This is a genomic window from Actinomadura sp. NPDC048394, assembly GCF_040651755.1.
GTDB lineage: Bacteria > Actinomycetota > Actinomycetes > Streptosporangiales > Streptosporangiaceae > Spirillospora > Spirillospora montaniterrae.
Genome location: NZ_JBEZJL010000088.1, coordinates 1 through 12,063 on the forward strand (window position 1 = coordinate 1; position 12,063 = coordinate 12,063).

Here is a 12,063-nt window from a genome sequence, read left to right on the forward strand (position 1 = left end):
GAGCGCGAGCATCGCCAGGATCCCGGCGGCCAGCGTGAGACCGGGACGGCGGCCGGTCGGCCGCAGCAGGGCCCGGGTGATCCGCCCGCCGCTCTGGCGCCGTGGGCGGCGGGCTGGCCGAGCATCGCGGTGACCAGGGAGTCCAGGCTGACGTCCGCGACCCCGGCGCCGGGCAGCACGACCCGTCCGTCGCGCAGCACGGTCACCCGGGTCGCGATCCGCATGACCTCCTCCAGGAAGTGCGAGATGTACAGCACGGCGAGGCCGCGCTCGGCGAGGCGCCAGGTGACGCCGGCGAGCCGCGCGGCGGCCTCGCGGGGCAGCGCGGAGGTCGGCTCGTCCAGGATGAGCACGCGGGGCTCCAGCAGCAGCGCCCGGCAGATCTCCAGCAGCTGCCGGTCGGCGAGCGGCAGTTCACCGGCCCGGGCGCGGAGCGGCGGGTCGATGCCCAGTTCTTCCAGGACGGGCGCGGCGAGCCGCCGCATCTCGCGGGTGCTGACGAGCCCGCGGCGCCGGGGCGCCCCGTAGGGGAAGAGGTTCTCCAGCACGGTCAGGTCGTCGTAGGTCATCAGCTCCTGCGAGACGATCGCGACGCCCTGCGCGGCGGCCTGGCGGGCGCCGGCGAACCGGACGGGCTCGCCGTCCAGCTCGATGGCGCCGCCCTCGGGCCGCACCACCCCGGAGATGATCTTCACGAGGGTGGACTTGCCCGCGCCGTTCTCGCCGACGAGCGCGTGCACCTCCCCCGCGTCCAGGGTGATGCCGACCCCGTCCAGCGCGGTGACGCCGCCGTAGTGCTTGACCAGGCCGGAGGCGACCAGCATGTCAGCGGGCCTCCTTGAGCGGCCGGATGCTCGCGTTCGGGTCCGCCAGCAGCCTGTCGAGCTGGGGCTTGTACCAGGCGTAGGCGTTCTGCACCGACTGCTGCCGCTTGAGGATCTCGTCGATGTTGCCGGAGTCCATCACCAGCCCGGGCGTCTTGAACCAGCCCGAGGGCAGCTTGCCCTTGCCGTCGCGGACCGCCTTGATGAGCAGCGCGGTCGCGATGTACCCCTTGAGGTAGTGCTCGGGGTCGATGCCGGCGAAGTTGGTGCCGCGCTTGATGGCGTCCAGCGTCTTCGGGTCGACGTCGAATCCGGCGGTCAGGTACTTGCCGTGCCGCTGCTCCTTGAGCCGGGCGAGGTTGTAGCTGTCGGCGTCGCCGACGCCGAGGAACGCCAGCGCGTCGGGGTGCGCGTTCACCTGCGCCTGCCAGGCGCCGTAGCTCTGCGCGGGGTCGCTGTAGGTCTGGAACGGGCCGAGGACGCGGATGCCCGGCGCCTGCTGAGCGAGCGTGTCCTTGATGCCCTTCGCGCGGCTGTCGAGGACGGGCGTCCCCGGGTTCGGGACGCCGATGACGATGGTGCCCTTGGCGTCCTTGCCGAGCTTCTTCACCGTCGCCTGCGCGAGCAGCGCGCCGAGCTCGTAGTTGTCGTTGCCGACGTAGAAGCCGACCTTGCTGCCGTCGGTGGGCGCGGTGTCCAGCGCGACGATCGGGATGCCCTTCTCGACGGCCTGCGCCGCCGGCCGGGTGAAGATCGGCGGGTCGAGGTTCTCCAGCACGATCCCGTCCGGGTGGGTGACGGTGAGGTTCTGGAACAGCTGCTGCTCGGCGGGCCCGTCTGTGTTCGGCGGGCCGACGACCTTGAAGTCGACGTTCCCGGCCCGCTTGGACGCCTCGGTCGCGCCCTCGTACATCTCGCGGGCGAAGTTGAGGCTGTAGTTGGCGACGGCGATGCCCATCTTCAGCCGGCCGCTCTTGCCGCCCGAGCCGCCGGTCCCGCAGGACGCGGTGGTCAGGGCGGCGCCGAGCAGCAGCGCCGCGGCGGCGGCGAGCGGCCCGCGGGGACGCGGGATCATGGGTTCCTCCCAGGTGAGCGCAGGTCACGGACCGCGCGCAGGTCACGGACGTCGCGGACGCGGCGCAGCAGCGGTGCGGCGCCGACGGCGACGAGGATGACGCCCCCGGTCGCGAACGTCGTCCAGTTGATGGGGACCTCGAAGAACACCAGCGCCGCGGTGACGGCGCCGAGGATGAGGGTGCCCGCCGCGGCGCCGAGGACGGAGCCGGTGCCGCCCTTCAGCGGGGTGCCGCCGATGATGGCCGCGGCGATGGCGGTGAGCTCGTAGCCCTGCCCGATCGTGGGGTCGCCGGCGATGAAGAACGCGAGCGCGAGCACCGCGGCGAGGCCCGCCATCAGCCCGGACAGCGCCAGCGCCGCGATCCGGGTGCGGGCGACGGGCAGCCCGCCGAACTCGGCGGCCTCCGGGTTGGAGCCGATCGCCCGGACCCGCGCGCCGAACCTCGTCCGGGTGAACAGCACGGTGAGCACCACGACGGCGAGCACGAACACCCACACGGCGTCCGGCACGCCGAGCAGCTCTCCGCCGCCGAGGACGCGGAACAGCGCGTCGCCCTGCGGCAGGTCGGTGATCTGCTTGCCCTCGGCGAGCGCGAGGCCGACGCCGCGCAGCAGCATCGCGGTGGCGAGCGTGACGATGAACGACGGCAGCCGCAGGTAGGTCGTCACCGCCCCGTTGAGCGCCCCGACCAGCGCCGACAGCGCCAGCACGGCCAGCGCCGCGAGCCAGGTGTTCCAGCCGTCGCGGATCAGCAGCGCGCCGACGACGACGCCCATCGCGTACATCCCGCCGACCGACAGGTCCACCTCCCGCATCGCGAGGGCGAACACCATGCCGAGCGCCATCAGCCCGACGTAGACGGAGTTGTGCGCGGTGGTGAGCAGGTTGCCGGTGCGCAGGAAGTCCGGCTGGAACAGCCCGACGCCGAGCACCAGCAGGATCAGCACGCCGACGACGCCGGCCTCGTCGGGGACCGGGCGGCGCGTCCGGCGGCGGGGCGCGGCGGCGCCGTCGCCGTTCGCCGGTGGCGCGTCGGCCGAGGGCTGTGGAACTGACATGCGGCGAGCATGTGACCGGCCGCTTCCGACGACAAGGACGCCGTTTCAATGAATGAAAACGGCGCCTTGTCGGCGCCGCCGCGGTGGCGCACGCTGCCGTTCATGACCGAGACGCCGTCCCTGAACGGAACGCAGCGGGTCGCCCTCGTCACCGGAGCCGCGGGCGGCCTCGGCCGGGAGTTCGCGGTCGCGCTCGCCGCGCGCGGCCACCGGGTCGCGGGGCTGGACCTGGCCGACATGTCGGGCACCGCGGAGCGCATCCCGGGCGACCGGTTCCTTCCGGTCCGCGCGGACGTGACCGATCCGGACGAGGTCGGTGCGGCGGTGGAGGAGGCCGCCGCCCGGTTCGGCGCCCTGCACGTCGTGGTGAACAACGCCGGGATCTACCCGCCGATCCCGTTCGAGAAGACGACGCTGGAGGACTGGCGCCGGATCATGCGGGTGAACCTGGACGGCCCGTTCCTGGTGTCGCGCGCCGCGCTCCCCCACCTGCGTTCGGCCGGGTGGGGCCGGATCGTCAACATCGTCTCTGCGGTGGTGTTCCTCGGTCCGCCCGACCTGGTCGCCTACACGACCTCCAAGGCGGGACTGGTCGGCTTCACGCGCGCGCTGGCGAGCGCTGTCGGTTCTGACGGGATCACCGTGAACGCGATCGCGCCCGGCCTCACCCGCACCGCGACCGCCGCGCGGACGACGGGCGCGGACGGCGGCTTCGACCGGGTCCGGGCCCTGCAGGTGGTCCCGGCGACCGAGGAGCCGCGCGACCTGCTGTCGACGCTGCTGTACGTGGTCGACGAGGGCAGCGGGTTCCTCACCGGGCAGACGATCAACGTCGACGGCGGCTCCGCCAAGCACTGACATCCGGGAAGGCAGGACATGAGGCCGATCGAGGTGCTGCTGGAGATCGCCCGGGACGAGGGCGTCACGCGGATCTTCGGCAACCCCGGCACGACCGAGTTGCCGCTGATGGACGCGCTCGTGGAGGCGCCGGACCTGCGGTACGTGCTGGGCCTGCAGGAGGCGTCGGTGGTGGCGATGGCGGACGGGTACGCGCGGGCGTCGCGCCGCACGTCCATGGTCAGCCTGCACGTCGCGGCGGGCGTCGCGAACGGGCTGATCGGGATGCTGAACGCGCTGCGGTCGCGGACCCCGATGGTGGTCGTCGCGGGGCAGCAGGACCGCCGGCACCTCGTCCAGGACCCGATGCTGTCGGGCGACCTGGTCGGGCTGGCGTCGGCGGCCACGAAGCAGGCGGTCGAGGTGCAGCACGCCCGCGACCTGCCGGTCCTTCTGAGGCGCGCGTTCGCGCTGGCGGCGCGGCCGCCGGCGGGCCCGGTGCTGGTGTCGGTCCCGATGGACCTGCTGGAGGAGGACGGTGACGTCGCGGTCCCCGCCCGGTCCCCCGTGACCGGCCCCGGACCGGCGGACGTCGCGGACGCGGCGGCGCTCCTCGCGGCGGCGGAGCGTCCGGTCGTGATCGCGGGTGACGGCGTGGGCCGGGCGGGCGCCGTCGCGGAGCTGGTCGCGGTCGCCGAGCGGCTCGGCGCGGTGGTGCACCACCAGCCGATGAACGACGGCGTCGACTTCCCCACCGGTCATCCGCTGTACGCGGGGATGCTGCCGCCGCGCAACGCGGTGATCCGCGAGACGCTCGCCGCGCATGACGCGGCGCTCATCGCGGGGTGCCACGCGTTCATGCCGCACCACTACACGCCCGGGCCGGCGGTCCCGGACGGGCTCGCGATCGTGCAGATCGACGAGGACCCGGCGGAGATCGGCCGCAACTTCGCCGTCCGGCACGGCCTGACGGGCGACCTCACCGGGACGCTGGGCGCGCTCGCCGCCGCGCTCGACGGGCGGGTGCCGTCCGCGAAGGAGCGGCTCGAACGGCTCGGCGCGGCGCATGCCCGTGCCCGCGCGGAGACGGAGGAGCGGGCCCGCGCCGCCTACGGCCCCGCGCCGATGGACCCGGGCGCCGCCGCGCACGCCGTCGCCGCCGGGCTGCCCGGCGACGCGATCGTGGTCGAGGAGGCGATCACGGCCGGGTTGAAGCTGCGCGCGGTGCTGCGCCAGGACCGGCCCGGCTCGTACGTGCACACGGTCGGCGGCGGGCTCGGCTGGGGCATCGGCGCCGCGGTCGGCACCCGGATGGCCGCGGGCGACCGTCCGGTGGTCGCGGTCCTCGGCGACGGCTGCGCGATGTTCGGCGTGCAGGGACTGTGGAGCGCCGCGCGCTACCGGGTGCCGGTCGCGTTCGTCGTCATGAACAACGGCGAGTACCGCACCCTCAAGGAGACCCTCGACGAGGGCGGCGGCGCGTCCGCCGAGCACCGCCGCTACGTCGGCATGGACCTGGCCCCTCCGGCGCTGGACTGGCAGGCCGCGGCGCGGCTGTTCGGCATCGCCTCGGTGCGCGCCGCATCGGCCGCCGACCTGGCGGACGCGGTCGCGTCGGCGAAGGACCTGGAGGCGCCGCTGCTGATCGAGGCCCCGGTCGCCGGGCACGCCCCCTCGTCCGGCGACCGGCCTCCGGGCGCCCGGTGAGCGGCGGGCCGCGCCCCCTTGCCGGGACGCGCGATCACGGTGACGATCGGGGCATGGAAACGCGCGCCCGCGGAGCCGAGCCGGAGCCGGAACCACCGCGGTCGGTGCTGGCGCGCGGGCTCAGCCTGCTGGACGCCTTCGGCTCCGCCGACACCGAGCTGACGCTGACCGAGCTCGCCGCCCGGACCGGGCTGCCCAAGCCGACCGCGCACCGGCTGCTGGCCGAGCTGGTGCGGTGGGGCGGCGTCGAGCGGACCGCGGCCGGCTACCGGCTGAGCATGCGGCTGTTCGTCCTCGGCCACCGGGCGCCGAGCCCGCGCGGGTTCCGCGAGGCGGCGCTCCCCCACATGGAGGACCTGTACGAGGCGACGCACGAGAACATCCACCTCGCCGTCCTGGACGGCGTCGACACGCTGTTCCTGGAGAAGGTGAGCGGCCGCCGGTCGATGCCGATCATCTCCCGGGTCGGCGGGCGGCTGCCCGCATACTGCACCGCGACCGGCAAGCTGTTCCTCGCGCTCGGGCCGCAGGAGCGGCTGGACCGGGTGCTGGACGCCGGCCTCGTCCGGCACACCCCGCACACGATCGTGATGCCGGGGCTGCTGCGCCGCGAGCTCGCCCGCACCGCCGACCGCGGCTACGCGGTGAACCGGGAGGAGTCGGAGGCGGGGGTGTCCGCCGTCGCCGCGCCCATCCTCGACCGCCGCCGCCGGGTGATCGCCGCCCTGTCCATCACCGGCAACGTGTGCCGGCTGGACCTGGACCGCCTCGCCCCCGCCGTGCGGACCGCCGCTCTGTCGCTGTCCCGGGAGCTGGCCCGCGACGGCGCGCCCCCGCTGCCGCCGCGGTTAAGAACCTCCTGAGCGGCGTCTAAGCGTCCTCTCACCCTCCGCTCAGAATCGGTGGCCCACAGTGGTGGCCGGATCTACCGAGGGAGTGCGGATGACGGAGGCGGGCGCGGGCGCGCCGCGGATCCTGGTGGCCGACGACGACCCGGCGGTGCGGTCGGCGCTGGAGCGCGTCCTGCGCTTCAACGGCTACGAGGTGGAGCTCGCGGCGGACGGCCTGGAGACGCTCGAGGCGATCGACCGGGCCGCCCCGGACGCGGTCGTGCTCGACTGGATGATGCCGAACCTGGACGGCATCGGCACCTGCCGGATGCTGCGCGGCCGCGGCGACGACCTGCCGGTGCTGCTGCTGACGGCGCGGGACGAGCTGGACGACCGCATCGCCGGGCTCGACGCGGGCGCCGACGACTACATCGCCAAGCCGTTCGAGCTGGAGGAGCTGACGGCGCGGCTGCGGGCGCTGCTGCGCCGCTCGCGCGGGTTCGGCGCGGAGCCCGGCGGCGACGAGGTGCTGCGGTTCGCGGACCTGGTGATGAACGTCGACACCCGGGAGGTGCGCCGCGGCGGGCGGCCGCTGCACCTGACCCGCACCGAGTTCGACCTGCTGGAGCTGCTGATGCGGCGGCCGCGGCGGGTGCTGGAGCGGGCCCGGATCCACGAGGAGGTGTGGGGGTTCGACTTCGGCCGCTCGTCGAACTCGCTGCACGTCTACATCGGCTACCTGCGCCGCAAGACCGAGGAGCACGGCGGGCCGCGGCTGATCCACACGGTGCGGGGCGTCGGGTACGCGCTGCGGGAGGGCCCGGTATGAGGGTCCGGTGGTGGCGGCGGTGGCACGGGCCGTCGCTGCGGGCGCGGGTCGCGCTGCTGGCCGCCGGGACGGTCATCGCCGCGATCGTGGCGACGTCGTGGGTGTCGTTCACCATGTTCACCGGGCGGCTGCACAACGAGATCGACCAGACCCTCATCGGGCAGGCGCAGACGCTCGCCGACAACGTCAACGGCCGGCCCGGCGACCGGCACGACGGCGACCTGCTGGCGGCGCTGGACATGAGCGCCGCGACGGTCCGGGACGGCCGGGCGGTCTCGCCGCCGGGCACCCGGACGCCGCCGCCCGTCGACCAGGCGGCCGTGCGCCGCGTCTCGGCGCCCGGCGGCCCGCCGTTCGTGCTGGCCGACGGCGAGTCGGGCGGCGTGCACATGCGGGTGATCACGGTGCGGGCGCAGGACGGGACGGTGATCGTGCTGGGCCGCTCGCTGACGATGGTCGACGAGACCGTCACCGGCTTCCAGTACATCACGATCATGGTCGGGGCGGGCGCGGCGGTGCTGGCGGCCGGCGCGGGCATCGCGGTCGCGGGCGCCGGCCTGCAGCCGGTGCGGCGGCTGACCCGCGCGGTCGCGGCGATCGCCCGCACCCAGGACCTGAACACCGAGCCGATCCGGGTGTCGGGCGACGACGAGATCAGCCGGCTCGCGGGGAGCTTCAACGCGATGCTCGCCGCGCTGAACCGGTCCCGGGAGCGGCAGCGGCGGCTCGTCGCCGACGCCGGGCACGAGCTGCGCACCCCGCTGACCAGCCTGCGCACCAACATCGACCTGCTGATCCAGTCGCGCGCCCACCCCGAGCGGACCCTCCCGCACGGCAGCATGGACGCGCTCCTCGGCGACGTGAAGGCGCAGCTGCGGGAGCTGACGAACCTCGTCGGGGACCTGGTCGAGCTGGCCCGCGACGACGAGCAGGCCGCGGTGCGCACCGAGGTCCGGCTGGACCGGGTCGTCCCGCAGGCGGTCGAACGGGTGCGGTTGCGGGCGCCGGCGGCGACGTTCGAGACGCGGCTGGAGCCGTGGCTGGTGCTCGGCTCGGAGCCGGCGCTCGTCCGCGCGGTCACGAACCTGCTGGACAACGCGGTGAAGTTCAGCCCGCCGGACGGCACCGTCCGGATCGACCTGCGGGACGGGGAGCTGCTGGTCGCCGACGAGGGGCCGGGCATTCCCGAGTCGACGCTCCCCTACGTCTTCGAGCGCTTCTACCGCGCGCCCGAAGCCCGCGCGCTGCCGGGCTCCGGGCTGGGGCTGGCGATCGTCCGGCACACCGCCGAGCAGCACGGCGGCACGGTGTCGGCGTGCAACCGGCCCGAGGGAGGCGCGCTCATGCGCCTGCGCCTTCCTGGAACACCGCGGGCGTCCGCGAGCCCGCCGGGCCGAGCATCACGATCCGGTCCGCCTTCGGCGCCAGATGCAGGTCGTGGGTGATGAGGATGGTCGTCCGGCCGGCCATCAGCCGCCGCAGCGGGCCGAGGACGTTGCGGGCCGTCCGCGCGTCCAGGCCGGTGGTGGGCTCGTCGAGCACCAGGACCGGCGCGTCCCGCACCATGGCGCGGGCGATCCCGATCCGCTGCCGCTGGCCGCCCGACAGGAGCCGTCCCCGCTGCCCGATCTCGGTGTCGTAGCCGTCCGGCAGCGCGCTGATGAAGTCGTGGGCGTCGGCGGCGACCGCCGCGGCGACGATCTCCGCCTCGGTCGCGTCCGGCCTGCCGTAGGCGATGTTGTCGCGGACGGTGCCGGAGAACATCAGCGTCTCCTGCTGCAGCACGGTGACGGTGTCGCGGAGCGCGGCGAGGGACAGCTCCTGCAGCGGGATGCCGTCCAGCCGGATCCCGCCGGAGTCGGGGTCGTAGAACCGCAGCAGCAGCTTGGTGACCGTCGACTTCCCGGCGCCGCTCGGTCCGGCCAGCAGCACCAGCTCACCGGGCCCGGCCCTGAAGTGCAGGTCCTCGATGACGGGACGGTCGGCGCCCGGGTAGCGGAACGTCACGTGGTCGAAGGCGACACGCCCGCGCCGCGCGACCCGGGTGCGGGCCGCCGGATGTTCGGCGACCGCCGGGCGGGTGCGCAGCACCTCCTGGACGCGGTCGGCGCCCGCCGCCGCCTCGGACGCGGTGAGCGCGAGCTCCCCGAGGCTCTGCACGTTCGGGTACAGGTACCCGAGGTAGGCGGCGAAGGACAGCAGCCCGCCGAGCGTGATCCGGTGTTCCTGCAGTTCCCACGCTCCTGCTCCGAGCACGACAAGCACGCAGACCGTCTCGACGACCTCGACGAGCGGCCCGTACAGGCTGGACAGCCGGGTCTCGGCCATCTTCGCCGCCAGCCAGGTGCGCCCCTCGGCGTGCAGCCGCCGCGCCTGCAGCTCCTGCCGGTTGTAGGCCTGGACGAGCGGCTGGTTCGACAGGCTCTCCTCGACGGTGCCGACCATCGCGCCGTTGCTGAGCCGCTCCTGCCCGGCCGCCGCCCGGAACCGCCCCGAGAACCCCCGCGTCACCAGCAGGAAGACCGGGACGAGCGCGCACGCCACCAGCGCCAGGTCCCACCGGACGGCGAACGCGGCGGCCACGAAGAACACCGCGCTGACGACGGCCGTCACCAGCCGGACGAGCCCGGACGCCACCAGTTCCTCGATCGCCTCGATGTCGTCGGTCAGCCGCGCCATCAGATCGCCGAGGCGGCCCCTGTCGAAGAACTCCGGTGACAGCGTCTGGACGTGCGCGAACACCCGGTCGCGCAGCCGCAGCAGGAACCGCTCCCCCGCGAGCGTCGTCACGTAGTCGCCGACGAACGTCATCAGCGCGGCGACCAGCGCGACGCCGAGCCACCCGGCGGCGGGCGTCCAGAAGGCGGCGAGGTCGCGGGCGGCCAGCGCCTCGTCGGTGATGACGCCGAACAGCCGGATCGCCGCGACCTCGCAGCCGGCCGCCGCGACGGCGAGCGCGCCGCCGAGCAGCAGCAGCCGCCGGTCGCCCCGCATGAGCGGCCAGAAATGCCGGAACGTCGTGCGCACCGACACGACGGGCGCGGCCTCCGAAAGAGATGTGCGGGCCACGTCCCCTCCCATCATTCCCGCGCGTTCCCGCGCATGAAAAAAGGACGGGAGCCGGCAGGGCGAGTCCGCTCTCTCCCCCCGCCGGCTCCCGCCCGGCTCGGCTGCCGCCCGTTACTTGGCGTTCGTCCGCGGGGCGGGCTTGCGGCGGCGGTGCTTCTTCGGCGGGACCGGCTTGACCGGGCGCTTGCGGGGCTTGGGAGCGATCTTCTTGAAGCTCATCTCGACTTCCCTTCGGTTTCTCCTCGCCGCGTTCGCGGCCTTGCAGAAATGAACTTACCGAGCCGACCCGATGACCATTCGCAAATGGGACTGAATTGCACCGAAGAGAAAGATAAGAGAATGCTAAGCGCCATTCCGGGAGCGCGAAGGCCCCCGGCGCGGCGCGCCGGGGGCCTTCGTTCCGCCGTCAGATGTAGACGGCGTCGTGGAAGGCGATCTCCGCCTCCAGCATCCCGCCGAACCAGCGGACGAGCAGGTCGTCGGGGACGCTCTCGGGCAGGGCGTCCACCTGGCGGGCGAGCGCGTCCACGCCCTCGCGGAACGCCGCGGTCGCATGCAGCGCGACCCAGTCCGCGATCGGGCCGGACGGTGCGCCGCCTCCCGCGTGGGCACGGGTGCACCAGGCGAGATACAGGCTCTCGGCGGCGAAGAGCACCGTCGTCACCGCCCCATAGCCGCCCTCACGCGCTGCGGCCAAGGCGAAGTCGGACAGGATCCGCGCGCGCTCCGCGGCACCCGGCCGCGCCTCTACGGGCCAGGCCGCGCGGGCGGCGCGGAAGTAGTCCGCCTGCTCGGTGGTCAGCGCGTAGACGGCGCGCGCGTTGCGCTCCATGGCCGTCCAGTCGGGCGCGTCCCACACCGCGAGGCCGTGCAGCCGGGCCGCCGTCGCCACGAACGACGCCTCGATCTCCAGGTAGTCGGCGTAGTCCTGGTCCCCGATGGCGCCCGTCGCGACCTCCTGGACGAAGCGCATGGCCAGCGCCCGTTCCATCGTCGTGGAACAGGCGTCGAGCAGCCGCTGGGAGCGGGTCACCGCGCGAGCCACTCGACGAGGCCGCCGAACACGCGGGCGTAGCCGTCCCATTCCTCGCAGAACGGCTTGGGCGCCCAGTGCGGGGAGCAGTCGGAGGTGAACACCGCGGACCGCCCCTTGCCGTATCCGGCGACGGCGACCAGCGGATCGCCGTTGAGCGTCGCGAGGACGTCGGTGTTCTGCCGGGCGCGGACCCGGTTGTAGCCGAGCAGGGCGGGCCACTCGCCCTCCACCCCGCCGAGCGCGGCGTGGCCGGCGGCGGTGACCTCGGCGTTCGCGCCAGCGGGGAGCTCGACGCGGTCGTCCTCGGGGAGCAGCTCGACCGGCAGCGCCTCGTGCAGCGCCGTGTTGCGGAAGGCGGCCTTGCCCTCGAAGCCGGTGAACGACAGGTACCCGCCGACCATCAGCAGCCCGCCGCCGTCCGCGACCCAGGCGCGCAGCGCGCCGAGCCGGTCCGCGCCGGGCACGGCCTGCTCGAACACCTGCGGGGCGAGCTGGATGGAGTTGGCGCCGATGTCGGACAGCACGACCACGTCGTAGCGCCCGAGCGCGTCCGCGTCCCCGGGGAACTCGGCCGGCACCAGGTGGGCGGGCATGTGCTCGACCTCGTGGCCCCGGCTCTCCAGGGCCCGGCGCAGCGGCTCGACGCCGGTCACGTACGAGCTGGTGGTGAAGGAGTCCACCCCCTTGATGTGGGTGGACTGGGAGACCCAGCTCTCGCCGGCGATCAGGACGCGGCTCACTATCGATCCTCTCTCTCGGGTGGGAAAACGCGGGGGGACGGGGCGCCGGCGGCCG

At 74.2% G+C, this 12,063-nt stretch carries 11 protein-coding genes; 5 read left to right on the forward strand and 6 right to left on the reverse strand.

Annotation, left to right across the window (positions count from 1 at the left end):
- From AB0C78_RS42405 to AB0C78_RS42415, 3 genes are all read right to left on the reverse strand, one after another.
- On the reverse strand, positions 1-824 hold an 824-nt coding region (locus AB0C78_RS42405), incomplete at its 3' end, for an ATP-binding cassette domain-containing protein (protein WP_360759554.1).
- A 1-nt stretch (position 825) separates the two neighbouring features.
- Positions 826-1,899 (reverse strand): sugar ABC transporter substrate-binding protein, encoded by a 1,074-nt coding sequence (locus tag AB0C78_RS42410; protein ID WP_360759557.1) that lies wholly within the window; start codon positions 1,897-1,899, stop codon positions 826-828.
- Complete coding sequence (locus AB0C78_RS42415) at positions 1,896-2,960, reverse strand: ABC transporter permease (RefSeq protein WP_360759559.1); 1,065 nt, start codon at positions 2,958-2,960, stop codon at positions 1,896-1,898. The genes AB0C78_RS42410 and AB0C78_RS42415 overlap by 4 nt, the downstream gene beginning before the upstream one ends.
- A 102-nt stretch (positions 2,961-3,062) precedes the next feature.
- Between AB0C78_RS42415 and AB0C78_RS42420 the strand changes: the two genes are divergently transcribed.
- From AB0C78_RS42420 to AB0C78_RS42440, 5 genes are all read left to right on the forward strand, one after another.
- Complete coding sequence (locus AB0C78_RS42420; RefSeq protein ID WP_360759562.1) at positions 3,063-3,818, forward strand: SDR family NAD(P)-dependent oxidoreductase; 756 nt, start codon at positions 3,063-3,065, stop codon at positions 3,816-3,818.
- An 18-nt stretch (positions 3,819-3,836) separates the two neighbouring features.
- Positions 3,837-5,504 carry a thiamine pyrophosphate-binding protein gene (locus AB0C78_RS42425; RefSeq protein WP_360759565.1) on the forward strand — a complete coding sequence of 556 codons (1,668 nt, stop codon included), beginning with the start codon at positions 3,837-3,839 and terminating at the stop codon, positions 5,502-5,504.
- 53 nt (positions 5,505-5,557) lie between these two features.
- Entirely contained in the window at positions 5,558-6,367 is an 810-nt protein-coding gene (locus tag AB0C78_RS42430) for an IclR family transcriptional regulator (protein ID WP_360759568.1), read from the forward strand.
- A 79-nt stretch (positions 6,368-6,446) separates the two neighbouring features.
- Complete coding sequence (locus AB0C78_RS42435; protein WP_360759571.1) at positions 6,447-7,163, forward strand: response regulator transcription factor; 717 nt, start codon at positions 6,447-6,449, stop codon at positions 7,161-7,163.
- Positions 7,160-8,608 (forward strand): HAMP domain-containing sensor histidine kinase, encoded by a 1,449-nt coding sequence (locus tag AB0C78_RS42440; protein WP_360759574.1) that lies wholly within the window; start codon positions 7,160-7,162, stop codon positions 8,606-8,608. The genes AB0C78_RS42435 and AB0C78_RS42440 overlap by 4 nt, the downstream gene beginning before the upstream one ends.
- Here AB0C78_RS42440 and AB0C78_RS42445 read toward each other — a convergent pair.
- The 3 genes from AB0C78_RS42445 to AB0C78_RS42455 all read right to left on the reverse strand — a co-directional run bounded on the left by AB0C78_RS42445 (position 8,505) and on the right by AB0C78_RS42455 (position 12,008).
- Positions 8,505-10,232, reverse strand: coding sequence for an ABC transporter ATP-binding protein (locus AB0C78_RS42445; protein WP_360759577.1), 1,728 nt, complete (start codon positions 10,230-10,232; stop codon positions 8,505-8,507). The genes AB0C78_RS42440 and AB0C78_RS42445 overlap by 104 nt on opposite strands.
- Before the next feature lie 406 nt (positions 10,233-10,638).
- Positions 10,639-11,265, reverse strand: a complete 627-nt coding sequence (locus tag AB0C78_RS42450; RefSeq protein WP_360759579.1) for a TenA family protein — start codon at positions 11,263-11,265, stop codon at positions 10,639-10,641.
- Positions 11,262-12,008 (reverse strand): glutamine amidotransferase, encoded by a 747-nt coding sequence (locus AB0C78_RS42455; RefSeq protein WP_360759582.1) that lies wholly within the window; start codon positions 12,006-12,008, stop codon positions 11,262-11,264. The genes AB0C78_RS42450 and AB0C78_RS42455 overlap by 4 nt, the downstream gene beginning before the upstream one ends.
- Positions 12,009-12,063 lie beyond the last annotated feature (55 nt).

Excerpts from the sequence above, each read along its gene's own strand:
- AB0C78_RS42425 (WP_360759565.1), top strand. The coding sequence starts at position 3,837 with ATGAGGCCGATCGAGGTGCTGCTGGAGATCGCCCGGGACGAGGGCGTC.
- AB0C78_RS42410 (WP_360759557.1), bottom strand. The coding sequence starts at position 1,899 with ATGATCCCGCGTCCCCGCGGGCCGCTCGCCGCCGCCGCGGCGCTGCTG.
- AB0C78_RS42440 (WP_360759574.1), top strand. The coding sequence starts at position 7,160 with ATGAGGGTCCGGTGGTGGCGGCGGTGGCACGGGCCGTCGCTGCGGGCG.
- AB0C78_RS42420 (WP_360759562.1), top strand. The coding sequence starts at position 3,063 with ATGACCGAGACGCCGTCCCTGAACGGAACGCAGCGGGTCGCCCTCGTC.
- AB0C78_RS42430 (WP_360759568.1), top strand. The coding sequence starts at position 5,558 with ATGGAAACGCGCGCCCGCGGAGCCGAGCCGGAGCCGGAACCACCGCGG.
- AB0C78_RS42435 (WP_360759571.1), top strand. The coding sequence starts at position 6,447 with ATGACGGAGGCGGGCGCGGGCGCGCCGCGGATCCTGGTGGCCGACGAC.
- AB0C78_RS42415 (WP_360759559.1), bottom strand. The coding sequence starts at position 2,960 with ATGTCAGTTCCACAGCCCTCGGCCGACGCGCCACCGGCGAACGGCGAC.